Raw genomic sequence first — 22,288 nt, 5'->3', positions numbered from 1 at the left:
GATTGTCCTTAGCGTTATTTCCGCTGGTTGTTATGATAGGGAAAAAGCAGCCGCGAGAGGGTGGAGAACAGCAAATCGCTAAGCACGCCTACCATCCCGATGGAAATAATGCCGACAAATATGGTAGCGACATCCATATAACGCGATGCCCGCAGGATAATAAAACCGATACCGCTGTTGGCGGCCACCAATTCGGCCACGATGATATACGTCCAGGCCCAGCCCAATACAATGCGCAGGTTATCCCAAATCGCGGGCCGGGCGGCCGGCCAGATCACGCGGATCAGCGTCTTATAGCGGCCCGCGCCCAATAACCGAGCGGATTCAATAAACGCCATGGGCACATTTTGCACGCTATGCATGACCATCAAGGTTAAGTGAAAAAAAGCGCCGATAAAGACCACGGCGAATTTTTGCTGTTCGTCGATACCCAGCCACAGCACCAGCAAAGGAACGAATGCCGTCGCGGGCATATAGCGGACAAACGCCAGTCCCGGTTCAAAAAAGCCGCGCACCGCCGCCCAACTGCCCATCAACACGCCCAAAGGAATGCCGATGGCCGCGGCCGATAAAAAGCCGATCCCGACCCGGAATATGCTTATGGCCAGATCAGACAGGAAATTCTCGTGTCCATAAAGCCGTCGCGCCGCGTACAGTACTTCCAGCGGCGTGGGTAAAAACAGCGGCGCAACCCAGCGCATACCCACCAGCAGTTGCCAAAATGCCAGGAAAGCCAACAGCGAAGCGAATGCCAGGAGGATCTTTAAACCGGGAGAAATTGCCTGTCGGATAATCAAATTATTCTATCCTGCCGATAACCGCGGCTCCCGGCCGCGCCGCCGGGAGCCGCGGTTTTAGGGTTTAACGACGCTTTGCAGCAATGAAAGATCGACAATATCCTCTGCCTTGGGTTGTTGTTTTAACAGGCCTGCCGCGCCATAGACCGCCACGCCATGTTCAATGACGCGCGTAATGCCGTCCGCTTTAAGCAGATAATCGATATTTTCCTGTTTGGAACCAAATTTCACCGACTTAAGCCCTTCCTGCACATCCTTTAACGGGATACCGCTGGCTTTGGCAATGATCTGGTTGGCTTCATCCTGATGCGCATACCAGTAGTCATAAGACGCGAAATACGCTTTGATCAGTCCTTCGATATCCTGGGGCCGGTTGGTTATCACTTCATTGCGCAACGCCAGGGTATCGGCAATCAGCCCCGGCTTTTGGCGGGTATCGATCAGGATATGGCCACCGTTGCGTTTACCCGCCTGCCCCAGCCAAGGGTCCCAGGTGCCGGCGACATCGATTTTACCCGCCACAAACGCGGCCCCGGCATCGGAACCCTTCATATTCACGATCTTAACGTCATCCTGGGTGAGATGATTATCCGCCAGCACGTTCAATAGGAAGAAATAGGCCGGAGAACCTTCTTCCACGGCAATTCTCTTGCCTTTAAGCTGCGCGACGCTGGTGATATCGCCGGTTGCCAGAATGCCTTCCGCCCCGGCCGACAGGCTGATGGCCAAGACCTGTTTAATGCCCAGCTTTTTGGCGTCATAAAAAATAAAGGTATCGACGGTGGTCACCCAGCCATCAAGGCGGCCGCTGGCTAACGCGGCCGCGGTGGAAGGCTTATCCTCGGTATTGACGATTTGCACGTCGACGCCTTGCTGCTTAAAGAAGCCCTTTTCTTGCGCCAGATAAAGCAGGCCGTAACCGACAAAAGTATTGGCGCCGATTTTTAACGGCGGCGAAGTTTGAGCCACCGCATTAAAACTCAATGCACCGATCAATAAAACCAATGAATAAAAAAATGTTTTCACCAAGGTATTCCTTATAGTAGTAAGAGTTAAAATAACGGTTGGATCAATTTAAAAACAATACGCCATTACCCGCCATCGGCTGGTTATTACCGGCTAAACGCAGCGCATCCCAGGCCAAGGCCTGGTTACTGGTAATTACCGGTTTACCCAGCCGCTGTTCCAGACGGGAAATCACGCTATGGCAGCGCAAGGCGGTGCACGAAATAAACAATGCATCCACCGCCGCATCGCTAGCCAAATATAAGCCGGCATTAAAAATATCCTCCGGCGATATGCGGCTTATCGTCGGATCGCTATTCTTGTTAAAACAGCCACGGCGAATTATTTGCGGAGCATCCAAGCCGGCTAAATAGCTATCGAGCAGTTGGTTAACATCGGCGTCATAGGGGGTGAGCAGCGCGATTTTCCGGCTATTAAGCTGCTTTAGGGCTTTAAGCGCGGCACTGATGGGGTCGGTGGTTTTGACCGACGGCCTGGCGCCGCGAATAATCTCGCCCACGCGCTGCGCGCCGATGGCCATCGTCCCCGACGTGCAGCCAAAGGCAATCACATCAAGCCGGTCATTAGGCACCAGATTGCCGATCCCCGTGGGTAAATACCCGGCCAGGTCCGCTAATGAATCCGGCGTCATCTTGGCGGCCATGGGAAGGCGGTTTACGTACAGGCCGACCCCTTCACCGGGTAAAAAACGGCGTATTTCATGTTCTATGACGATATCGCTGTCCAAAACCAGCAGGCCGATGGCCGCCAATGCCGCAGGTCCCCGATCGCAATTACTTACCAGTGATTCCCACTGTTGACCAATAATCGCCATGGGGTATTTTCCTACTCGAATCAGTGAATAATTCGAGCAATATATTCATACCTGAGCGATTTAATAAATAAAATATATTGCTAAATTAAGCTTTAAAAGACATATATAGCCAACGCATTGATAAATTGCCATTAGTTAAAAATCAGCAAACATTAAATTACCGGTAAAATTCAACATATGAAAAAAACAGAACGATTAATTTATTTTTTTATGGAAATAAAATAAGTTCGATAAATATGCTTATTAAGCAAATTTAATTCTTATCCGCAAATAGCGGGCGAACCATGCCGCCGCCCCCCGCTGTATCGCTGGCCCTACCGGCCGCTCAGATCTTCCCGGCTTTCGTCTTCCGCCCAGCCCCCGCGATAGAGATGGGTCAGGATATCCTGGCGAATGGCCTCCAACTCCGGACGCGGGCCGGCATTGACGTTTTCATACGCGGCCAGGACCGTGCCCGGCTTGCCCAGTACGATAATTTTATCGCTTAGCTCCAGCGCTTCATCGATGGAATGGGTCACATGCAGTACGGTTTTCCCCTTTTCAACGGCCACCCGCTTGAAATCCCGCCGCAGGGATTCGCCGGTGGCCACATCCAAATGGCCAAACGCCTCGTCGGCCAGCAAAATATCAGGGTCGCTCACCAAGGCGCGCACCAGCGCCACGCGCTGGCGCATGCCCCCGGATAACTCGCTGGGAAAAGACTTCTCGAATCCCTTGAGGCCAAAACGCTCGAACCAGCGCGCCGCGCTTTGCCACGCTTCGGGTTCGCGGATATTCAGTATTTCCAACGGCAATAAGGCATTGTCGATGGCATGTCGCCAGGGCAACAGCCGATCCGTTTGGAAAACGCAGCCGATGCGGTTTCTCAGCCGATCGAAATCGGCGTAGGGATCGATGCCCATCACCCGAATCTGGCCACCGTCCGTGCCGTTCAGCCCCAGCAGAAGATTAATCAGCGTCGACTTGCCGCAGCCGGAGCGGCCCAAAACCGTGACATACTCCCCTGTCCGCACGGTAAATGAGATATTGTCGATGGCGGTGATGGTTTGTCCCCGCCGGGTGAAACGCTTGTGTACTTGCTGGAATGAAATGGCCGCCGTCATGATTGTTGTTCCAAAAGGCCGCGGGATTTAAGCAATCGATTTTCGATTACCGACATCAGTTTGTCCGAGGCCAGGATCAGCACTACCAGAATAATGGTCCAGGCCATCACGGCATCCATGCGAAACTGTTCTTCCGCCACGCGCAGATGGTAGCCCACGCCGCTGATGCCGCCAAAAACTTCGGCGAAAATACCCACCCGGGCCGCGGTGCCGATATTGATGCGCAGCCCCGTGACCATAGCCGGCAATACCGCCGGAATAATAATTTTCCGGGCAATTTGTATCCGGGTCGGCCGCCAGGCGCGTACCATATCCCAGAGATCGGTTGGAATAGCCTTCACTCCATCGCGGGTCAAATAGTACAAGCTGGGCACCGTACTGACGATAATAATAAAAGCGATCCGCACCTCGGTATTTTTAAAACACAATACCGAGAAAATGATCCAGCATACGCTGGGCACGCCCTGCTTAAACTGGATAAACGGCAGCACGATGCGATCAACGGTGCGATGCAGGCCGCCGCAAAATCCCAGGGCTGTAGCAATGATAAATGAGAACGACAGCGCGGCGATCACCCGTAAATAGGTTAGTCCCGCCGTACCCAGCAGCGTTCCGTTCAGTAATAATTTAGTAAAGGTGGCGATAATATCCTGTAGCGGGGGGAACAGGAACGGCGGAAAATAAGCGGAAGCGATTTGCCAGGCAATCAATGCAATGACCATCGTCGCAAGACCTTCGATATTTAATCGCCGGCCCAGCACCGCATAGGAGAAGGCCCGCCGCGCTGGCGCCAATAAAGCAACTTTTGGCATGTTCGGTTTCCTGTGGCACGTTTTAAACGTCATGGCCGGAAGTCGAGAATAAGTTGGTCCACTTCCTTATCGGTCAGCGGCCGGTCGATCAAGCCGCTGGGAGGCAGCAATTCCTGCGTCAGCTGTTTAACCGCCTGCCGATAATCGCGGACATATGTCATATCCGCGGTCTCCGGATAATTTTTCAAATAGCTAATCGCGAAGTCGGGGGACGCCTGCAAGCGGTCTTCGCCCAGCAGCTTCGCGGTTTCTTCCGGGTTTTTAACCATAAAGTCGATGGCTTCTCGATAGGCCGCATGGAATTTTTTCAGTAATTCCTGATTGCCGGGCTGTTGATACCAGGAACGGCGCAAGCCGAGTAAAAACATCGGCAGATAATCGATCCCCGTCTCGGCTTGCCATTGTTTGGTATCGAAAATAGGAATATAGCGGAACCTGCCGGGGGCCAGTTGTTCCAGCTGGATGCGGGTCGGATCAAAAACGGTAATGGCATCCACGCGCTTGGCCAACAGATAAGTGGACTGCGCGGATGCGACAATGGAGGGAATGTCGACTTTGGACAAATCAACGTGCTGCTGGCGTTGCAGAAAATATTGCTGAAAAATCCACGATCCCGAACCGGTGGAACCGGCCAGGGAGTGGCCGACCACATCTTGGGGCCGCTGGATATCCGGCTGCTCGGTAACCAGGTAAGCATGCTTATATGCGTTATAAGTCCAAACCAGCGCGACATCCACGCCCTGCAGCAGGAACCGGGCGCCGGTGGCGATGGTCAGGCACATACAGACCGGGTCGGACCCGTTGACGAAATCGGTGTAGGCCACCGAGACAGGCTTAAGGGTAAAATCCAGGGTAAAGCCGTACTTGCGATCGAGCCGTTGTTCTTTGATCAGCTCCACCGCCCAGCGCGATTGATCGGGATTGGCGATGGCGGCAATGTGAAACACCGGCAGCGCCCCCGGGTTCGCTTGCGCGGCCATCGGTTTGCCCGGTTCCATCACGAGACCGGCCAAGGCCAGCGCCAGGTAAACGTAGCGTCGCGCGACGCCGCCTATTTGGTACCTATGGAACATCATGCATCCTCTTGTTGATTTGCCGGCGGGTTGGTCGGCTGGCCGCGGCCGGCGGCGGCTTGTTTCAGCGCGGGTATGATATAGCGCCCATAGTCATGGACATCGTTTAATCGGTCGAAGCCATCGAGGATAAAGATGGAAACGCCGGCATCCACATAGTCGAGCAAGGCGGCCACCACGGTTTCCGGCGACCCCACCAGCGCGGATGACTTGCCGCGCCGGGTGATTTCCGACAGGCCGGTCCAGAGGGCGCGATCGTGGCGTTCGCCCCGTTTATTGGCGTCGACTTGTTTTTGATCGCCGACGCTGGCGGCACGGCCGTCGCTGGCGGGCGTCCAGCGGGCCAGCGACGATCCGGCGCCGTCGGCCTGCCGCCGGACCAGGGCCCGCAACTCCTCCGCCCGCAGCCAGGCAAGCTCGTCCGTCGCACCGAGGATAAGGCGAACAAATACGATGATGGCCGGCCCCCGTTCGCGCCCCGCGGCCACCGCTTCGGCCCGGATGCGGCCGATATCCTGGCGCAAGCGATCCAGCGGTTGCGCATACAGGGCATAGCCGTCCGCTTCCGCGCCGCCCACCGGATAGGCCTCATCGGAATTACCGGCGAAATAGAGCGGGATGCGCGGCTGGCGATACGGCAGGATGGTGGCGGCGAAATTTTCGATCTGATAATATTCGCCGTGATAATCGAACCCGGATGATGACGTCCAGGATTGCTTCACCACCTGCATAAATTCGCGGGTACGCTGATAACGCGACTCTTTTTTCAGCGGATCGCCATAACGCATCTGGCCGTCCAGATCGCGTCCGGAGATCACATGGAACCGGATGCGCCCCTGGCTGATTTGGTCTAATGTCGCGTAGCTGCGCGCCACCATGGTCGGGCTGACCAGCCCCGGGCGATTGGCAATCAGGAAATTCAATTTTTCCGTTTGCGCAACGCCGAGCGCGGCGATTTGCAGGCTGTCGGGGCCGTCGCCCCCGCCGCCGACCAGCACACCGTCAAAACCGGCGTATTCGTGTTCCCGCGCTTGGCGTTTGATATAGTCGCAATCCAGGCTTGCCTGGCCGCCCTGGTGGGCCTCCGACTCATTGCGGTGGGTCAGATGGCCGAAAATCTCAATTCCCATCTGGCTGGTTCCCCGCTAAAGCCGCGAATAATGGCGCGCGGGAGAGTTGGCTGAGCTCCTCATCCACATCGAACAATTCCACCGTTATATTGTCGGATGCCGGGGAAAATACGCGGTTTGCCCTGCCCGCCAGCCAGGCATCGGCGGATGGGCGATCCTCGAATAAAAATAACCCGCCGCCGCGCCCGGTTTTCCGATCGCGCAGCCAGACTTTCCAAATAAATCCCGGAATATCGGCGCGTTTTTCCGCAATGGCTAATTGTTCTTCGCGGGGTTTTTCCTGGGAAAAATCGAAATTATAATTTACTTGGGCAATAACTCGGGTCATAACAATCTCCAATTTTATTTTATAAACAAAGCCGCTATTTTTGGCCTGGGCAATTCCGCGGTTTATGGCAATCAATCAAACCATGGGCCAGGGTTAATTCATGGAAAGAATTACCGATAACAGTAAATAAGATGATTGACCGGGCGAGTATTAGCTTGCGCGGCTAGCAGTTAACTTATGGCATCCGGTTAACGAATCAAAATGTTATTTGAACATATTCTTTATATGTTTTGTTCTATGAGAGTTTTTGAACATATTATTGCGCCAGGATAACGGCCTGTTGCCTGGCCCGAAGGGGCCATTGCGTTTTTTGTCCTTATATAATCACTATATGTACTTTATACCGCCCTTGATAATAGTAATCGGCAATGTTAATTATAAAATATGTTCAAGGGTATTTTGGGAGTGATCATTGATCGCTAGAAAATATTTATACCACGTCGATCCGCAGCCGGTTAGCGACCAGGCTACCGCCGAATGGCTGTCAGCCCATTGTAATGGCACCACGCCGGATGATATCGCCGCCAGTATCGCCGCGCTGGTGCGCGAAAAAAAATTGCGGGCGGGCGCCCGTTTACCGACTATCCGCACCATGGCGTCAAATCTGGCGATCAGCGCGGGTACCGTCGCCTCGGCCTGGGCCATACTGCGGGACGATGGGATTATCGATACCCGCCGCCGGGGCGGGAGTTTTGTGCAGCAACTGGCCACGGGGTTTTATCACGCGCAGCATGATGAAGCCTGGCTGCCGAGCGACCTGGCTTATAATTCCGCCGATCCCGAACTTCTGCCGCCGATTGAAAGCGCGCTGATGGCCGGTACCAAAGTGCGCAATCTGCACAGTTCGGCGCGCGAATATATCATCGAGCCACTGCGCCAGGCCGTAGCCGCCCAATGGCCGTTCGCCGCGGGCGCCTGGGCCATTGCCAGTAGCCACTCGCAGGCGTTGCTGCTGGCGCTCCAGGGGGTGATTCCCGCCGGCGCAACGGTGGCTATCGAACAGCCGACGAATCCGGCGCTGATCGACCTGGTAACGCGGCTGGGCCATGAGGTCATCGCCATCCCATGCGACCGGGAGGGACCCTTGCCGGATGTCCTGGAAATAGCCATGGCGCGTAAGCCCTGCGCCTTGATTTACCAGCCGCGTGGCCATCTGCCCTTGGGCCATGCCCTTTCACGGGAACGGCTGGGCGAGCTGGCGCACATCATCCGCCGCGCGCCGGGACTGATGATAATTGAAGACGATGCGTTCGGGCCGCTGTCCGCCGTACCCGCCCAAAGCCTCGGGACGATTTTCCCGCTGCGCACGCTGCTGCTGCGATCATATTGCCGCACCTATGGCCTGGATCTGCGCATCTGCGCGATCGGCGGAGATAAAGATATGATCAACAAAATTCGTGAAAGCCAACCGCTGGGCCTGGCCAACCAAAGCCGCATTTTGCAAGGCGCCCTCGCCCACCTGATAACCAGTCGCGATACCCAGGCGCTGGTCGCGCGGGCCAAAACGCTGTATGCGCGGCGCAGGGCGGCCTTGTCGCAGGCCTTGCTGCGGCGGGGAATTGCCGTTAACGGCGCGGGCGAAGGATTGATTTTGTGGGTGCCCGTCAAGGATGAAAACCAGGCCCTGCTCAGCCTGGCGACTCACGGTATCATCGCGGGCGCCGGCAGCCGGTGTTATTTCTCCGCGCCGGCCGAGCATCATTTACGTATTGCCAGCAGCCGATTGCCGGACCGGTTCGCGCAGGTGGAGCATTTGGCCGCGCTGATTGCCCAGGCCTCGGCCGGCCAGGCGCCCGATGATTTCGACTAAGGGGATAATTGCGGGCGACGCCCGCCCCGCCCGGGGTATGCGGGCGGGGCGGGGTTTTTACGGCAGCGAAAAATTAATATCTTTCCAGCCAGTGGGCATAAGGCGCGGGCAGCGTCCAGGAGGGGCGCTCGATGCCCAGCTCGCGGGCGGCGTAATAGCTCCAGTGCGGGTCGGCCAAATGCGCCTTGCCCACCATCACCAGATCCAATTGCCCGTCGCTGACGGCCTGCTCGGCGAGGGCCGGCGTGCCGAAGCCCCAGGCGGAAGCCACCGGGATATCCGCTTCTTCGCGCACCCGTTTGGCGATCGGCCCCATAAAGGCCGGCGCCCAGGGAATATTGGCGTCGGGCGTGGAGAAACCGATGCTGACGCTGAGCATATCCAGCCCGCCCTGCCTGAAACGGCGGGTCAGTTCAATGGATTCGCCCAGGGTTTGTTCATCGCGGCCGTCGAATTCCAGCACGCCGAAACGGGCGGTCAACGGCAAATGTTCGGGCCACTCGGCGCGCACCGCCGCCAGGGTTTCCAGCAGGAAACGGCTGCGGTTATCGAAGCTGCCGCCGTATTCGTCATCGCGCTGATTGGAATGAGATGAAAAAAAGCTCTGTCCCAGATAGCCGTGGGCAAAATGCAGCTCCAGCCACTCGAATCCGGCTTCCCGGGCGCGGCGGGCCGCCGCCGCGAAATCATGGCGCACCCGCGCGATATCGTCACGGGTCATGGCCCGCGGGACCTTGGGCAGGTTGGCGCCAAACGCCAGCGCCGACGGGGCGATGGTCTGCCAGCCGCGCGAGTCATCTTCGGCGATATGATCGTCCCCTTCCCAGGGGCGATTGGCGCTCGCCTTGCGTCCGGCATGGCCGATCTGGATGCCGGGCACCGCGCCCGCCGCCTTGATGGCCTTGACCACCGGCACGAACGCCTGCGCCAGGTCGTCGTTCCAGATACCGGCGCATCCGGGGGTGATGCGGCCTTCGGGGGCCACGGCGGTGGCTTCGACGATGACCAGCCCCGCGCCGCCCCGCGCCAGCGAAGCCAGATGCACCTGATGCCAGTCGTTGATCAGGCCGTCATCGGCGGAATACATGCACATCGGCGGGACGGCGATGCGGTTTCTGAGGGTGATATCTTTAAGTTTAAAGGGTTGGAATAACGCTGACATGAAGGTTCCTATTGCGATCGGTTATGATTCCATAGTTCGATATTATTCGAATAATGGATTTATAACAACCCTTCGGTTATCATTGATGCATGCGACCTTTTAAACACCCCGCCGCCAATGAATTTGTCCTTGAACGCGTCCTGTACGCCTTGAGCGACCCGATCCGCCTGGAAATCGTACGGCGCCTGGCCCTGCTCGGCACCGCCAGCTGCGGCGAACTGGACGGCGGGCGGCCTAAATCCAGCGTATCCCATCATTTCCGCGTGCTGCGCGATTCGGGCCTGGTGCATACCCAAAATGCCGGCACCGCCCATATCAACACGCTGCGCCGCGCGGAAATGCACGGCCGGTTTCCGGGACTGCTGGAAGCGATTCTGGCGCAGGCCGAGTAAAGCCCCCGGTCAACCCCGCTGTTCCCCGCTGAAGTAATGTCCCGGCGACGTGCCGAGGGACTTTTTAAACATGGTGATAAAAGCGGTCACCGAATCATACCCCAGTTTTTCCGCCACCTGCTGCACCGGCATACGATCGGAAAGATGTCCCAGCGCGATAATCAGGTGCAACTGCTGCCGCCAGCGGCCAAAGGTCAGCCCCGTCTCCCTGACGATAAGGCGCGCCAGCGAGCGTTCGCTCATGGCCGACTGCTGCGCCCACTGGGCCAAAGTGCCGCGGTTGGCGGGATCGGCCAGCAGAATATCGGCCATGCGGCGCAGCGTGGGATGGCGCGGGATCGGCAGGTTAAGATGTTCATGGGGCATTTGCACCAGTTCTTCGAGCAGCAGCGTCACCAGCCGGCCGGTAAAACTGCCCGCCTGGTAAACCGGCGGCAACCGGGACAGGCGCAGGATCAGCTCGCGCAGCAGCGGCGACATGGACAGCGTGCAGCAGCGATCCGGCAATAGCGCCGCGCCGGGTTCGACGAATAAAAAGCACACTACGGTATTGGCCGTAACGCGATTGCTGTGGGATAACCCGCCCGGAATCCACACCGCCCGCTGCGGCGGCACCATCCATAACGCATCCGGCACCGAGCAGGTCACGCTGCCGCGCAGCGTCAGGATCAACTGCCCTTTGCGATGGCGGTGCACGGGGATTTCGCGCAGATTATCGGTCACCTGTACCCCCAGCGCCACGGCCGGGCAGTGATTGCTATCGGGATCGAAATCCGACAGCAGGGATTGGGTAAACATGGATTAAATGTCTTAATTTAGCGTTTATTTGTCATAGTAGCTTAATTCTAACGGCCGATAAACGGGTAAGATCGCAGCACGATTGCTAACACAGGTGTTTTATGTCCCGTCCTACCCCCCTTGATTTGAACGCCGCAGCGCGGGGCCGTCCGCTGTTGCTGGTAACCGGTATTGTGCTGATCGCCGCCTGCCTGCGCGCGCCTTTTACCAGCGCCGCGCCGCTGCTGAACCCGATCCGGGAAAGTTTCGGCCTCGGTACCACCCAGGCCGGCATGCTGACCACGCTGCCGCTGCTCGCCTTCGCGGCCGTCTCGCCGTTCGGCGCGCGGCTGGCGCGCGCATTTGGTTTTGAGCGCGCCCTGTTCGGCGCGTTGCTGCTGATCATGGGCGGCATTGCGCTGCGTTCGTTTAATGCCGTCGCGTGCCTGTATCTCGGCACCGCCGTGCTGGGCGGCGGTATCGCCATCGGCAATGTGCTCTTGCCAGGCCTGTTGAAACGGGATTATCCGGATAAAATCGCCCTGCTGACCTCGGCCTACGCCCTGACGATGGGGACGGCGGCGGCGCTGGGCTCGGCGGTGATGATCCCGCTGGTCAACGGGGCGGGATTGAGCTGGCCCCTGGCGCTGGGCCTGTTGATTATCCTGCCGCTGCTGGCGGCCATAGGGTGGTTGCCGCAGTTGAGGTCGCCGCGGCGCGAACTGGTGCAAATGGCGCCGTCCCGGTCCGTTAAAGCCGGCGCCGTGGGGGACGGCGCGGCGCGGCGGCCCGCGGCCGGGCGGATCTGGTCGTCGCGGCTGGCCTGGCTGGTCACCTTGTTTCTGGGGTTCAACTCATTTATCTACTACGTGATTGTGAGCTGGCTGCCGGCCATTCTGATCGCCGCGGGCTATTCGCCTGCGCAGGCCGGCTCGCTCCACGGGCTGATGCAGTTGACCTCGGCGCTGGCGGGGCTGCTGGTGGGACCCGTCGCGGGGCGCATGCGGGATCAGCGGGTCATTGCCCTGGGCGTATCCCTGCTTTGCCTGCTCGCCCTGGCGGGGTTGGCGCTGTATCCCGCATTGGCGGTATTATGGACCGCGCTATTTGGTTTCGGCTCGGGAGCGGCGATTATCCTCGGGCTGATGTTTGTCAGCCTGCGGGTCCATACCTCCCATCAGGCGGCGGCCCTGTCGGGCATGGCGCAATGCGTCGGATATCTTCTGGCGGCGACGGGACCGATCCTGATTGGCGCCCTGCGCGACGCCGCCGGCAACTGGGAAAGCGCGCTGCTGATGTGCGCCGCATTGTGCCTGGTGATGGCGTGGCTGGGAATGCTGGCGGGACGGAACCGGCAAATCCCCGATTAGCGCTTACGCCAGGTAGCGCCTGAACCAGACCAGGGTGCGTTCCCAGGCGAGATCCGCCGCCGCCTTATCATAACGGGGCGTGGAATCATTGTGGAAGCCGTGGTTTACACCGGGGTAGATATAGGCTTCGTAGGTTTTGCCCGCCGCCTTGAGCGCTGTTTCATAGGCCGGCCAGCCTTCATTGATGCCCTGATCCAAGCCGGCGTAATGCAGCAGCAAAGGCGCCTTGATGCGGGGCACGTCTTCCGCCCGCGGCTGCCGGCCGTAGAACGGCACGGCGGCGCCGAGTTCGGGATAAGCGACGGCGGCCGCATTGACGACGCCGCCGCCATAACAGAACCCCGTAATGCCCACTTTGCCGTTGGTGTGTTCATGGCGCGACAGAAATTCAACGGCGGCGAAGAAATCATTCATCAATTTTGTCGGGTCCACCTGCTGTTGCAGCTCCCGCCCTTTATCGTCATTGCCGGGATACCCCCCCACCGAGCTCAGGCCATCGGGCGCGAGAGCGATAAATCCCGCCTTGGCGAGGCGGCGCGCCACGTCTTCTATATAGGGATTAAGCCCCCGGTTTTCATGCGCCACCACCACCGCGGCCACCGGGCCGGCGCCGGTGGGACGGACATAATAGCCGCGCACGTCGCCGTGGCCGCGCGGCGACGGATAGGTGATATATTGCGCATTAATGGCGGGATCGGTAAATTCCACCTGCTGGGCCAGGGCATAATTGGGGCTCATCAGGGACAGGATGCTCGCCGCCGTCAGAGTGCCGAGGGTGAATTTGGCGGCCAGATCGAGGAACTCCCGTTTGGTGATTTTGCCATGGGCATAATAATCGTACAACTCAAGCAATTCCTGGGGAAAGTCTTTTGCCGTAAGACGCGCCATAAGCCGTGCTCCTGCCTGCGGGGTTTGGCTTAATTTAACAGAGTCCCAACATAAAACGGAAGCCGCTTTGCGCATTTTATCGCCACTGCGCGCCGGCAGCGGCCGGCGCCAGGGCTTATTTGACCCAGGGAAAAGCGGTGCGGTACCGCCGTTCGAACGTCAGGATGGTATCGAGATACCCTTGGGTCAGGGCGATATCGTCGATGCCTTCAATCAGGCTTTTTTTACGCAGCGGATGGATGTCGAACGCGTAGGCCTGGTTATGCAAATCCCACACCTGCTGGTGTTCCAGATCGATGCGGATGCGCGCCCCGGTGTCGCCGCGCAATTGGTTGCGCAGGGCAACGCAGGTTTCGTTGGGCAGAATCACCGGCAGCAGGCGGTTTTTGTAGCAATTATTAAAAAAGATATCGCCAAAACTTGGGGCGATCACCGCCCGAACGCCGAATTCCGCCAGCGCATAGACCGCCGTCTCGCGCGATGAACCACAGCCGAAATTGCGATCGGCCGCGATAATGCCGCCGGTCTTCGCCGGCGGGCGCAAACGGCCGGCCCTGCAAATACGCGTAGGTGGTTTCATCCGGCGCGACGATGCCGGCCCGTCCCCACGCTTTATGATAACTAAAGTCAAATAACGTGATAACGGTGGGTGTTCTCTAAAACAGGTTATTAAACGGCGAGGATAATCAGCGGGCGCAATATAATGCGGCGGAAAAATATTTACCCGTCCAGCCGGCCCGATCCCACTGCACGGATCGCGGGCCGGCTGGAGGCCCATCTCAGGAGCGGGTTTGCTCCCTATGCGCCTTAATGTAAAAATGGCTTAACTGTTCGATGATTTCAACCATCAGCGGATCGTCCCCTTGCCCTTGGTGCCGGGCCATGCCGATGTCCACCAATCTCAGCACTTCGCCGGCGATCGTGGCCGACGTGCCCAGATCGTTGGCCAGCGCCATTGCCGAACGCATATCTTTTGCCGCGATGGCCAGGGTGGCCCCGCTGGCATAATCGGTTTGCCACGCCAGCGGCACCCGGTGCACCAGCGCCCAGCTGCTGCCGCTGCTGATGCCGATCACCTTGATAATCGTGTCCGGGTCCAGCCCCGCCTTGACGCCGGCCACCACCATTTCCGAGGCCGAAGCCAGGGCGGCGAACAGCATCGCCTGATTGATGGTCTTCATCGTCGCCCCCAATCCCACGTCCGGGCCGACGTTGATCACATTTTTGCCCATCGCCTGCAACACCGGCAGCAGGGTTTGCTGTAACGCCAGCGGACCGGATGCCATGATGGTCAGCGACGCGGCGCGCGCCCCCTCCACCCCGCCGCTGACCGGCGCGTCCAGCACCTGGAATTTGCCCGCGGCCCGCGCGGCCAGTTCCCTGACATATACCGGCGAAAGGCTGCTCATAATAATAAGAGTGGTATTTTTGTCCGCGCCGGCGGCAAAACCGTTCTCGCCCCAGACCGCCGTTTCGGCCTGGTCGGTATTCAATACCATCAGCACCGCGGCGTCGGCGGCGGCGGCCAGCTCCGCCGGGGATGCCGCCGCCTTGACCTCGATCTGCGCCATGCGTTCCCGGCTGTCGGGCCGTGGATCGAAACCCAGCACGGAGTAGCCGGCGGCGGACAAATTTTTCGCCATATTCCAGCCCATTTGCCCTAAACCAATCATGCCGATATTCATCGTTTTGTTCTCCGTAGTAGGGGTTATTGCGCCGTCCAGCCGCCGTCCACCAATAAATGGTGGCCGGTAACCAAGTCGGCGCCCTCCGAAGCCAGATACACCACCGCCGCGGCGACTTCCGATGCCCGGCCCAGGCGCTTGATCGGGATGCGCCGCATGACTTCGTCGGCGATTTCCCGGTCCTGGAACGCGATCTTCAATAAGGGCGTATCAACGAAGGTCGGGCCGACGCAATTGACCCTGATTCCCTGCTCCGCCCACTCGATGGCCATAACTTTGGACATATGCACCAGACCGCCTTTGCTGGCGGCATAGGCGGAGCGCTTGTAAAAGCCCACTTCGCCGATTTGCGAGGCCATATTGATAATCCGGCCGGGACGTTTAGCGTCCAACATCCGCCGGCCCACTTCCTGGCTTAAAAAAAACACCGATTTTAAATTCAGCGCGAGCAGGTAGTCCCATGTGTCCTCATCGACATCGACGGCCGATTGCTGAATATTGGTGCCGGCGTTATTCACCAGGATATCGATGGGACCGACCTCGGTTTCAATTTGGGTAACCAGCCGATTAAAACCGTGAATATCGATCAGATCGGCCTGGAATGGGAACATATTGCCGCCGTATTCTTCTTTGGCGGTACGGGCGACCTGCTCCAGCAACGCCTTGTCGCGGGCGACAATGGCCACCGTCGCGCCGGACTCCGCCAGCGCATGGGCGATGGTTTCGCCCAGGCCTTTGCTGGCGCCGGTCACCACGGCGATTTTGTTATCAAGACGAAACCCCGGGAAATACCGCATCTATCCTCCTAAGCATGGTTACCGCCGCGTCCTGCAACACCGAAACGGCCCCGAACGCGCCGGGTTTGGTTAAAATAAACGGATGGCCGGTGCCCGGCAGCGTGGCGATGGGCACGGTCGCGGAAAATTCGCCGGTGACCCGCATGCCGCGCCAGCCCTGCAGATCGAATAACGCGCCGGTGGTCTCGCCGCCGACGACAAAAATCCCGGCGTCGGGTAATTGGCGCACCGCGGCGGCAAAGGGCGTCGCCAGGGCCTGCGCCAAATCCCGGTCGCTCCAGCCCCGGGCCCGGCAGAACCGGCCCACCTCGTCGGCGGTGTTTTTGGCGTCGGTATGCACCAGCAGCACCGGCGCGGTGGCGCGGGCGATCTCCTGGCGGATACGGCTTAGCTCCGGTTCGCCGTCGGTATTGAACAGGGAGCCGACCCGCAGCGCAATATTGGCCGCGCCGTGCCCGATCAGGTAATCCACCTGCGCCACCGTGGCGCTGGACGTGGACCCCACCAGCACCAGCAGCCGCGAAGCCCGGGCCGGCGGGCGCATATCCGGCCCGCCCGGCAAGCCGGCCAGCGCGCTGCCCAGGCCATAGACGCCGGCAAAGGCATTGATGCCGGCGGCTCTGGCGCCGTTGACAATCTGCTGAATGTCCCGCTGCGTTTGCGCATCGGCGACAATTACCTGGCCGCGATTGGCGCCTAGCCAGGCGCGGACGGCGTCTTCGCCGGCGCGCACCGCAGCCAGCGGCAGCGATAAAGGCGGCCGGCCCAACGCCTGCGCCACCAGCGCGATGACATCCACCCCCCGGCGGCCGGACTGCCATTGACAGCCCGCCCGAACCTCAATTTTCATCGCCGGGCAAGCCGGTACGATGACCAGCCGTTCACCGATAGCGCGGGCAAAGGCCGCCAATTCGGCCGCGACATTGCCTTTCAGGGTGCTGTCGATTTTCTTCATCAGCAGGCTGAATCCGGCTTGCCGCAATTGCCGGACCGCCAGCATCACCCGCTGCTCCGCTTGGGCCACCGGCATGTAGCGGCTGCCGGTTTCCACGATCAGCGTATGCCGTTCGACGCGGCCGTCCGGTTGCAAACGCAAGACGGGAACCGGTTTGCCGGGACGGACGATTTCGCCGGCGATGGCGGCCCCGCCCGTCAGATCGTCGGCGACGATACCAATACAAGATCCCGACATATTGTCTCCCTCTGTGGCGCCGTTTCTGGCTGCGTTACCGGGTCATCCGCGCCGGTGCCGGGCTTTGGTCAGGGCCAGTTCTTCGGCCTGCTTCACCGCGCGGGAAAGCAGCTCGGGTTTGGCGATGCCCTGCCAGGCGATATCGAACGCCGTCCCGTGACCGGCGGTGGTGCGGATAATAGGCAGACCGACGGCATAGGTCACATAGCCGAACCGTTTGAGCGGAATGGTGCCCTGGTCGTGATACATGGCCAGGATGGCGTCGTACGCCCCTTGCTCCGCGGCATAAAACAGGCTGTCGGCGGCCAGCGGATCGCTGACGTTCATGCCTTTGCGGCGGCAGCTCTCCAGGGCGGGCCTGATATGTTCGATTTCCTCCATGCCCAGCACGCCGTTTTCACCGGCATGGGGATTGAGGCCGGCCACGCCGATGCGCGGATTGGCAAAACCGAACTCTTCGCGCAACGAGGTATGCAACTCGCCCATAATGCGTTCTATGCGCGGCTGTTTGACCCGCGCCACCGCTTCGAGCAACGAACAATGGGCGCTGACCAGGCTGACCCGCAGCGGACCCCCGACCATAATGGTATGAAACGCGGTGGTCCCGGTCAGGTGGGCGAAGATTTCGGTTTGTCCTTCAAATTTGTGCCCCGCCAGATGAAAGGCCTCTTTGTTGGCCGGCGCGGAACAGATAGCGCTCACCTCCCCCGCCAGCGCCAGCCGGGTGCTAAGCGTAATGGCATCCACCGACGCCTGGCCGCATATTTTGCTGATGCGGCACGGAACCACCTGCTGATAATCCAGGGGAATATCCAGCACCCAGACGACGCCGGGCAGGCGCTGCGCTTCCTGGGGGCTGGCGATGGCGCGAATCTCCACCGCCAGCCCGATATGATCGGCCACCCGGCGCAGCAGTCCGGCGGAGCCGATCAGCACCACCGGCGTCTGCGGCATCAACGCCTCCGTCGAGGCCACTTTAAGGCTTAATTCAGGGCCGGTGCCCGCCGGATCGCCGACGGTGATGGCAATGGGTTTAATCGTATGCATATTTCGACCCCTTATGGTTTATCAAAGCCCATTTTCCCTGGAGAGAGCACCCCTTGCGGGTCCAGCGCCTGTTTCAGCTTCGCCAGCACCGCCAGGCTGCCGCCGTGTTCACGGGCCATCCACTGTTTGCGCGCTTCGCCCACCCCGTGGTGGTGGCTAATGGAACCGCCGTATTCCAGCACCGTGCGCATGGTGATATCCCACACTTTGCGAAAACGGCTCACCGCGTCGTCTTTATCTTTGCCGGTAATGAAAAAGATAAAATAGATGGCGCCGCCGTTGCTGTAAAAATGAGAAAAATGTGCATAGGCATTGTCGGCGTAAGGCGCGATGGCCCCCAGCACTTTGCCGTGCAGCGTTTCCAGCGCGTGCCAGCCGGCGGCGATTTCGATGGCGTCGGCAAAATCGAAGTCCCCGGCATTGCCGCGATCCAGCCAACCGGCGTCATAGCGGGTTTTTTCCCATATTTCGCCGGGCGCCACGCCCAGATCCTCGCCGCCCTGGGCGGCGGTGATGCGCAGCGACTCGGCCTGTTCCGCGGCGGCCACCGCCGGATTGCCGTCAAAAGCCAGCACCAGCAACACCCGGTTGGCCGCTTCCAGACCGCTTTTTTCAAAAATGTGCACCGCTTCTTTCTCGTCATACAGCCGGATCACCGCCGGCGTAATTCCGGCATCCAGCAATTGGCGCACCGCCTTCAGGCCATGGGCCACTCCCTTGAAGGCCACGCCCCTCAGCAACAGGGACTGGGCCAGCGGCAATGTGCGCAGGGTAACGGAAGTGATGATGCCCAGCGTACCCTCGCTGCCGACAAACATCTGGGCGACGGAGGGGCCGGTGGAAGACCGCGGCGAAGCCGGGGTATGAATGATGCTGCCGTCGGGCAGCACCACTTCCAGCGAGGTGACGAAGTTTTCGATATTGCCGTATTTGCTGCTAAAGGTGCCAGAGGAACGGGTGGCCACCAAACCGCCGATGCTTGCCAGCGCCAGCGACTGCGGATAGTGGGGCAAACGCCGGCCGGCGGCGTTCAGAATCTGTTCCAGGTCGCCGCCCAGCACCCCCGCGGGCACCGTCGCTTCGCCGTTTTCGGCGTCCAGCACGGGCTTGCCGTTCAGGCCGGAAAGATCAATGCACAGATAACCGCGCCGGTTCACCACGCCGCCCACGACCCCTGAACCGGCGCCAAACGGCACGACCGGAATCCGATGCGTACCGGCGAATTTCAATAGCTGGGAAACATCATGGGCGGAACTGACCCGCACCACCGCCAGCGGGGTGTGGGTATTCAGTTCCTCCTGCGACCATTTCGCCGCGATCGGCCAGCGGTCGAACGCCCTGGCCCTGCGCGTCTCGATATCGTCGTCGATTACGCATTCAGGCACCAGTTGCTTAAGCTGTTTAATGATGGATTCCGTATCGCTACTGCCGGGGTGTCGACTGTTCATAACAATCCTTAATTTGTGGGTGGGTTCAAAGTATTGACATAAGGAACGACATAACAGGTTTTGTATTTACATATTACTGTATATTGTTTATATCACTCCGTCAAACGTGAAATCAACCAAGGTGACCACGCTATGTCAATCGAGACCGCAGATAATAAAGTAAAGCCGCCATCGCAAAACAAAGCTACGCTGCGCTGGGTCATATTAGGCATGACCGCGCTGGTTTTAGTGCTCAACTATGCCGACCGCGCCGCTATCGGCGTCGCCGGTCCCCACATCATCAAAGAGCTCGGTCTTAGCGGTACGCAGTTCGGCTTAATCGCCAGCGCCTTCTTTTTCAGCTATTCCCCGTTCTCGTTTGTCGGCGGCTGGCTATCGGATAAATACGGTCCGCGCAATGTCATGGGCATCGCCGTGGCCTGGTGGTCGCTGTTCACCGGACTGACCGCCCTGGGCAGCACCTTTATCACCATGTTTATCGTCCGTTTTCTGTTTGGTTTCGGCGAAGGGCCGCAGGGGTCGGTTTCCACCAAAACCATGCATAACTGGTTCCCCCAGCGGCAAATGTCCACCGCCATGGGCCTGGCCCAGGGGGCGACGCCGCTCGGAGGCGCCATCGGCACGCCGCTGGTGGTGGCGTTGATCAATATCGCCGACTGGCGCTGGGCGTTTATTATCCTGGGGCTGCTGGGTATCTTTATCGCTATCGCCTGGTTCGTCGTGGTGCGCGATCGTCCCGACCTGCACCCCTGGGCCACGCAGCGCGATATCGAGATCCAGCGGGAAAAGCTGACCCAGCCGATCACCTCGCCGGATGAACAGGGAGAACCGTCCCTCGGCTTTTACTGCAAAATGCCGGTGCTGCTTGCCACCGCCGTCGCGTTTTTCGGTTATGGCTGGGTGCTGTTTACATTTTTAACCTGGTTCCCGATCTATTTGTCCGAAGTGCGCGGCGTCGATCTTAAAGGCCTGGCGTTCGCCGGATCGCTGCCCTGGGTATTTGGCGTCATCGGTTTCGCCAGCGGCGGGTTTATCGCGGACGCGATCGCGCGCTTTACCGGCAATCCCATCGCGGCGCGCGCCACTATAATCGTGATCGGCCTGGTGGCCACCGCCATCCAGTTCGCGTTTATTACCTTTGTCGGCTCCACCCTGGGCGCGGTATTGTTAATGTCGGGGGTGGTATTTTCCCTTTACATTACCGGGGCGCAATATTTTGCTATCATTGGCGATATTGTTCCCAGCCGGCGCCTGGGCGGCGTGATGGGGTTTGTCCATGCCATCGCCAACCTGTCGGGAATTATTTCACCGGTAGTCGCGGGTGAAATCATCGATCGCACGGGGAATTGGTCGCTGGTGTTCTTTACCGCGGCCGGGATCTGCCTGTTGGGCTGTATTCTGGTATCGTTCTTCGGTCGCGAACGGAAAATAGAGGTATACCTAAAAAAACATGAATCCAAAAGCTGAACCTCTGGTATCGGCCCGTCTTAAAGGCGATGTCGAATCCCCGCAGCAACGGGCGACCGAGATGGTCGCCCGGACCATTCTGGAAAGGAAAATCGGCGAACGCCTGCCCAACGTCGCGGAATTCAGGGTTTCCATCGGCGTAGGGGCCGGCACCATCCAAAAAGCGCTGCAGGAGCTGCAAAACGACAATCTGGTGGTCCTGACCTCCAAACAGCGGCAAGGCACTTTTATCGTTGAGAAAAACCTGGGCGGCTTATGGTCCATGGCGGGCTTCCATCCGCTGTCGGTGATTATGCCGCTGCCGCTGAGCTGGGAATTCCAGGGCCTGGCCACGGGATTGCGCGCGGCCCTGGACCAGTACAACGTGCCCTCTTCCTTTATTTTCGGCCACGGTTCCACCCAGCGTTCCAAGGCCCTGAGCGACTCATTATCCCATGTGGCCGTGATGTCGACCCACGCGGCCAAAAAGGTGATTGCCGCCAAACCCGAGTTGTTTATTCATACCACCTATGACGCCGGCAGCTATTACGCCGCCGACTCGGTGATCGTCGTGGCCCGCGCGCCGCGCGAGCGGCTCCCCAAGAATCTGCGCATCGGCATCGATCGCCTGTCCATCGATCACGCCATGCTGACGCAACTGGAATTCCCCGATAATAATTACGTGGACGTCTCTTACGCCCATATTCCCGCGGCCCTGATCGGCGGCGCGTGCGATGTCGCCGTTTGGCATCATTCGGCGTTCGGCCTTTCCCTCAATCATCAGGAACTGGTGACCTGGCCGCTTTCCCCGTCGGCGATGGCGTTATTGACCAACGAGATGTTTTCCGCGGCCCTGGTGCTGAATAAAGACAATACGGCGACGCGCGCGGTGCTGGACGAAATTAATATGGCCCAGGTGCGAACGGTGCAAAAAGAGGTGGTCGAAGGCAAACGGCTGCCGACCTATTAATTCACGTTGGCAAACAAGATTGATTGGAGGCCGTCAGGCTCGATCCGCAGGGTTTACTCCGCCGGCGAAAGCGTCGGCGAGGCTGGCCGATATCATTATTTGAATAAAAAAACAACTATCATATTGTAAAAACAAACTCGCCCGTAGCAATTTCCTCTCATAATGCCGCATAAATATCACAATAAATTCAGAAATATAAAAATAATCACCGCAAAAAAAAA

Annotated in this window: 22 protein-coding genes; 5 read left to right on the top strand and 17 right to left on the bottom strand. The window is 58.9% G+C overall.

Annotated features, from left to right (window positions below; genetic code table 11):
* Positions 1 to 14: 14 nt before the first annotated feature.
* From ACL2XP_RS08045 to ACL2XP_RS08010, 8 genes are all read right to left on the bottom strand, one after another.
* A complete protein-coding gene (locus ACL2XP_RS08045) occupies positions 15 to 797 on the bottom strand; it encodes an ABC transporter permease (RefSeq protein ID WP_413738167.1) in 783 nt (260 codons plus the stop codon).
* Between the two features lie 57 nt (positions 798 to 854).
* Positions 855 to 1,823, bottom strand: a complete 969-nt coding sequence (locus tag ACL2XP_RS08040) for an ABC transporter substrate-binding protein (protein ID WP_413738166.1) — start codon at positions 1,821 to 1,823, stop codon at positions 855 to 857.
* Positions 1,824 to 1,866: 43 nt separating this feature from the next.
* On the bottom strand, positions 1,867 to 2,637 hold the full coding sequence (locus tag ACL2XP_RS08035; protein ID WP_413738164.1) for a hypothetical protein: 771 nt from the start codon (positions 2,635 to 2,637) through the stop codon (positions 1,867 to 1,869).
* A 314-nt stretch (positions 2,638 to 2,951) separates the two neighbouring features.
* Positions 2,952 to 3,740: an ABC transporter ATP-binding protein gene (locus ACL2XP_RS08030; RefSeq protein WP_413738163.1), complete on the bottom strand. Its 789-nt coding sequence runs from the start codon at positions 3,738 to 3,740 to the stop codon at positions 2,952 to 2,954.
* A complete protein-coding gene (locus ACL2XP_RS08025) occupies positions 3,737 to 4,552 on the bottom strand; it encodes an ABC transporter permease (protein ID WP_413738161.1) in 816 nt (271 codons plus the stop codon). The genes ACL2XP_RS08030 and ACL2XP_RS08025 overlap by 4 nt, the downstream gene beginning before the upstream one ends.
* Before the next feature lie 29 nt (positions 4,553 to 4,581).
* Positions 4,582 to 5,628, bottom strand: coding sequence for an ABC transporter substrate-binding protein (locus ACL2XP_RS08020; RefSeq protein WP_413738160.1), 1,047 nt, complete (start codon positions 5,626 to 5,628; stop codon positions 4,582 to 4,584).
* Positions 5,625 to 6,755: an LLM class flavin-dependent oxidoreductase gene (locus ACL2XP_RS08015; RefSeq protein WP_413738159.1), complete on the bottom strand. Its 1,131-nt coding sequence runs from the start codon at positions 6,753 to 6,755 to the stop codon at positions 5,625 to 5,627. The genes ACL2XP_RS08020 and ACL2XP_RS08015 overlap by 4 nt, the downstream gene beginning before the upstream one ends.
* Positions 6,745 to 7,083, bottom strand: a complete 339-nt coding sequence (locus ACL2XP_RS08010) for a YdhR family protein (protein ID WP_413738158.1) — start codon at positions 7,081 to 7,083, stop codon at positions 6,745 to 6,747. The genes ACL2XP_RS08015 and ACL2XP_RS08010 overlap by 11 nt, the downstream gene beginning before the upstream one ends.
* Before the next feature lie 412 nt (positions 7,084 to 7,495).
* On the opposite strand from ACL2XP_RS08010, the gene ACL2XP_RS08005 reads away from it, so the two are divergent.
* Complete coding sequence (locus ACL2XP_RS08005) at positions 7,496 to 8,893, top strand: aminotransferase class I/II-fold pyridoxal phosphate-dependent enzyme (RefSeq protein WP_413738157.1); 1,398 nt, start codon at positions 7,496 to 7,498, stop codon at positions 8,891 to 8,893.
* A gap of 73 nt (positions 8,894 to 8,966) precedes the next feature.
* Here ACL2XP_RS08005 and ACL2XP_RS08000 read toward each other — a convergent pair whose 3' ends face one another.
* Complete coding sequence (locus tag ACL2XP_RS08000; RefSeq protein ID WP_413738156.1) at positions 8,967 to 10,055, bottom strand: NADH:flavin oxidoreductase/NADH oxidase; 1,089 nt, start codon at positions 10,053 to 10,055, stop codon at positions 8,967 to 8,969.
* 89 nt (positions 10,056 to 10,144) lie between these two features.
* Here ACL2XP_RS08000 and ACL2XP_RS07995 point away from each other — a divergent pair, with 89 nt between their 5' ends.
* Entirely contained in the window at positions 10,145 to 10,447 is a 303-nt protein-coding gene (locus tag ACL2XP_RS07995) for an ArsR/SmtB family transcription factor (protein WP_413738155.1), read from the top strand.
* A gap of 9 nt (positions 10,448 to 10,456) precedes the next feature.
* Here ACL2XP_RS07995 and ACL2XP_RS07990 read toward each other — a convergent pair whose 3' ends face one another.
* Entirely contained in the window at positions 10,457 to 11,245 is a 789-nt protein-coding gene (locus tag ACL2XP_RS07990; RefSeq protein ID WP_413738153.1) for an AraC family transcriptional regulator, read from the bottom strand.
* Between the two features lie 101 nt (positions 11,246 to 11,346).
* Here ACL2XP_RS07990 and ACL2XP_RS07985 point away from each other — a divergent pair, with 101 nt between their 5' ends.
* Positions 11,347 to 12,594: an MFS transporter gene (locus ACL2XP_RS07985; RefSeq protein ID WP_413738152.1), complete on the top strand. Its 1,248-nt coding sequence runs from the start codon at positions 11,347 to 11,349 to the stop codon at positions 12,592 to 12,594.
* Positions 12,595 to 12,597: 3 nt separating this feature from the next.
* Here the strand turns inward: ACL2XP_RS07985 and yghX are convergent, their stop codons facing one another.
* The 7 genes from yghX to ACL2XP_RS07950 form a co-directional block, all read right to left on the bottom strand.
* Positions 12,598 to 13,482 (bottom strand): YghX family hydrolase, encoded by an 885-nt coding sequence (gene yghX, locus ACL2XP_RS07980; RefSeq protein ID WP_413738151.1) that lies wholly within the window; start codon positions 13,480 to 13,482, stop codon positions 12,598 to 12,600.
* 115 nt (positions 13,483 to 13,597) lie between these two features.
* Positions 13,598 to 14,062: a 3-isopropylmalate dehydratase small subunit gene (leuD, locus tag ACL2XP_RS07975; RefSeq protein WP_413738149.1), complete on the bottom strand. Its 465-nt coding sequence runs from the start codon at positions 14,060 to 14,062 to the stop codon at positions 13,598 to 13,600.
* Between the two features lie 199 nt (positions 14,063 to 14,261).
* Positions 14,262 to 15,194, bottom strand: a complete 933-nt coding sequence (locus ACL2XP_RS07970) for an NAD(P)-dependent oxidoreductase (RefSeq protein WP_413739114.1) — start codon at positions 15,192 to 15,194, stop codon at positions 14,262 to 14,264.
* A complete protein-coding gene (locus tag ACL2XP_RS07965) occupies positions 15,191 to 15,964 on the bottom strand; it encodes an SDR family NAD(P)-dependent oxidoreductase (protein ID WP_413738148.1) in 774 nt (257 codons plus the stop codon). The genes ACL2XP_RS07970 and ACL2XP_RS07965 overlap by 4 nt, the downstream gene beginning before the upstream one ends.
* Positions 15,936 to 17,156: a four-carbon acid sugar kinase family protein gene (locus tag ACL2XP_RS07960; RefSeq protein ID WP_413738147.1), complete on the bottom strand. Its 1,221-nt coding sequence runs from the start codon at positions 17,154 to 17,156 to the stop codon at positions 15,936 to 15,938. Before ACL2XP_RS07960 ends, ACL2XP_RS07965 begins: the two co-directional genes overlap by 29 nt.
* 42 nt (positions 17,157 to 17,198) lie before the next feature.
* Positions 17,199 to 18,203 (bottom strand): 4-hydroxythreonine-4-phosphate dehydrogenase PdxA, encoded by a 1,005-nt coding sequence (gene pdxA / locus ACL2XP_RS07955; protein ID WP_413738146.1) that lies wholly within the window; start codon positions 18,201 to 18,203, stop codon positions 17,199 to 17,201.
* 11 nt (positions 18,204 to 18,214) lie between these two features.
* A complete protein-coding gene (locus tag ACL2XP_RS07950; RefSeq protein WP_413738145.1) occupies positions 18,215 to 19,651 on the bottom strand; it encodes an FAD-binding oxidoreductase in 1,437 nt (478 codons plus the stop codon).
* Positions 19,652 to 19,783: 132 nt separating this feature from the next.
* Here ACL2XP_RS07950 and ACL2XP_RS07945 point away from each other — a divergent pair, with 132 nt between their 5' ends.
* Both ACL2XP_RS07945 and ACL2XP_RS07940 read left to right on the top strand, forming a co-directional pair.
* The gene (locus ACL2XP_RS07945) at positions 19,784 to 21,118 is read left to right on the top strand and encodes an MFS transporter (protein WP_413738144.1); all 1,335 of its coding nucleotides are present in this window, start codon (positions 19,784 to 19,786) and stop codon (positions 21,116 to 21,118) included.
* The gene (locus ACL2XP_RS07940) at positions 21,102 to 22,067 is read left to right on the top strand and encodes a YhfZ family protein (protein ID WP_413738142.1); all 966 of its coding nucleotides are present in this window, start codon (positions 21,102 to 21,104) and stop codon (positions 22,065 to 22,067) included. The genes ACL2XP_RS07945 and ACL2XP_RS07940 overlap by 17 nt, the downstream gene beginning before the upstream one ends.
* The last annotated feature ends 221 nt before the right edge of the window (positions 22,068 to 22,288 follow it).

This window comes from Sodalis sp. RH21, assembly GCF_047324175.1.
Classification (GTDB): domain Bacteria; phylum Pseudomonadota; class Gammaproteobacteria; order Enterobacterales; family Enterobacteriaceae; genus Acerihabitans.
Note: the sequence above shows the minus strand (reverse complement) of the source record. Positions and strands in the feature narration are given on the sequence as shown.

Coding starts and splice junctions, on each gene's coding strand:
- ACL2XP_RS08035 (WP_413738164.1), bottom strand. CDS start 2,637: ATGGCGATTATTGGTCAACAGTGGGAATCACTGGTAAGTAATTGCGAT.
- ACL2XP_RS08030 (WP_413738163.1), bottom strand. CDS start 3,740: ATGACGGCGGCCATTTCATTCCAGCAAGTACACAAGCGTTTCACCCGG.
- ACL2XP_RS08025 (WP_413738161.1), bottom strand. CDS start 4,552: ATGCCAAAAGTTGCTTTATTGGCGCCAGCGCGGCGGGCCTTCTCCTAT.
- ACL2XP_RS08020 (WP_413738160.1), bottom strand. CDS start 5,628: ATGATGTTCCATAGGTACCAAATAGGCGGCGTCGCGCGACGCTACGTT.
- ACL2XP_RS08015 (WP_413738159.1), bottom strand. CDS start 6,755: ATGGGAATTGAGATTTTCGGCCATCTGACCCACCGCAATGAGTCGGAG.
- ACL2XP_RS08010 (WP_413738158.1), bottom strand. CDS start 7,083: ATGACCCGAGTTATTGCCCAAGTAAATTATAATTTCGATTTTTCCCAG.
- ACL2XP_RS08000 (WP_413738156.1), bottom strand. CDS start 10,055: ATGTCAGCGTTATTCCAACCCTTTAAACTTAAAGATATCACCCTCAGA.
- ACL2XP_RS07995 (WP_413738155.1), top strand. CDS start 10,145: ATGCGACCTTTTAAACACCCCGCCGCCAATGAATTTGTCCTTGAACGC.
- ACL2XP_RS07990 (WP_413738153.1), bottom strand. CDS start 11,245: ATGTTTACCCAATCCCTGCTGTCGGATTTCGATCCCGATAGCAATCAC.
- ACL2XP_RS07985 (WP_413738152.1), top strand. CDS start 11,347: ATGTCCCGTCCTACCCCCCTTGATTTGAACGCCGCAGCGCGGGGCCGT.
- yghX (WP_413738151.1), bottom strand. CDS start 13,482: ATGGCGCGTCTTACGGCAAAAGACTTTCCCCAGGAATTGCTTGAGTTG.
- leuD (WP_413738149.1), bottom strand. CDS start 14,062: ATGAAACCACCTACGCGTATTTGCAGGGCCGGCCGTTTGCGCCCGCCG.
- ACL2XP_RS07965 (WP_413738148.1), bottom strand. CDS start 15,964: ATGCGGTATTTCCCGGGGTTTCGTCTTGATAACAAAATCGCCGTGGTG.
- ACL2XP_RS07960 (WP_413738147.1), bottom strand. CDS start 17,156: ATGTCGGGATCTTGTATTGGTATCGTCGCCGACGATCTGACGGGCGGG.
- pdxA (WP_413738146.1), bottom strand. CDS start 18,203: ATGCATACGATTAAACCCATTGCCATCACCGTCGGCGATCCGGCGGGC.
- ACL2XP_RS07950 (WP_413738145.1), bottom strand. CDS start 19,651: ATGAACAGTCGACACCCCGGCAGTAGCGATACGGAATCCATCATTAAA.
- ACL2XP_RS07945 (WP_413738144.1), top strand. CDS start 19,784: ATGTCAATCGAGACCGCAGATAATAAAGTAAAGCCGCCATCGCAAAAC.
- ACL2XP_RS07940 (WP_413738142.1), top strand. CDS start 21,102: ATGAATCCAAAAGCTGAACCTCTGGTATCGGCCCGTCTTAAAGGCGAT.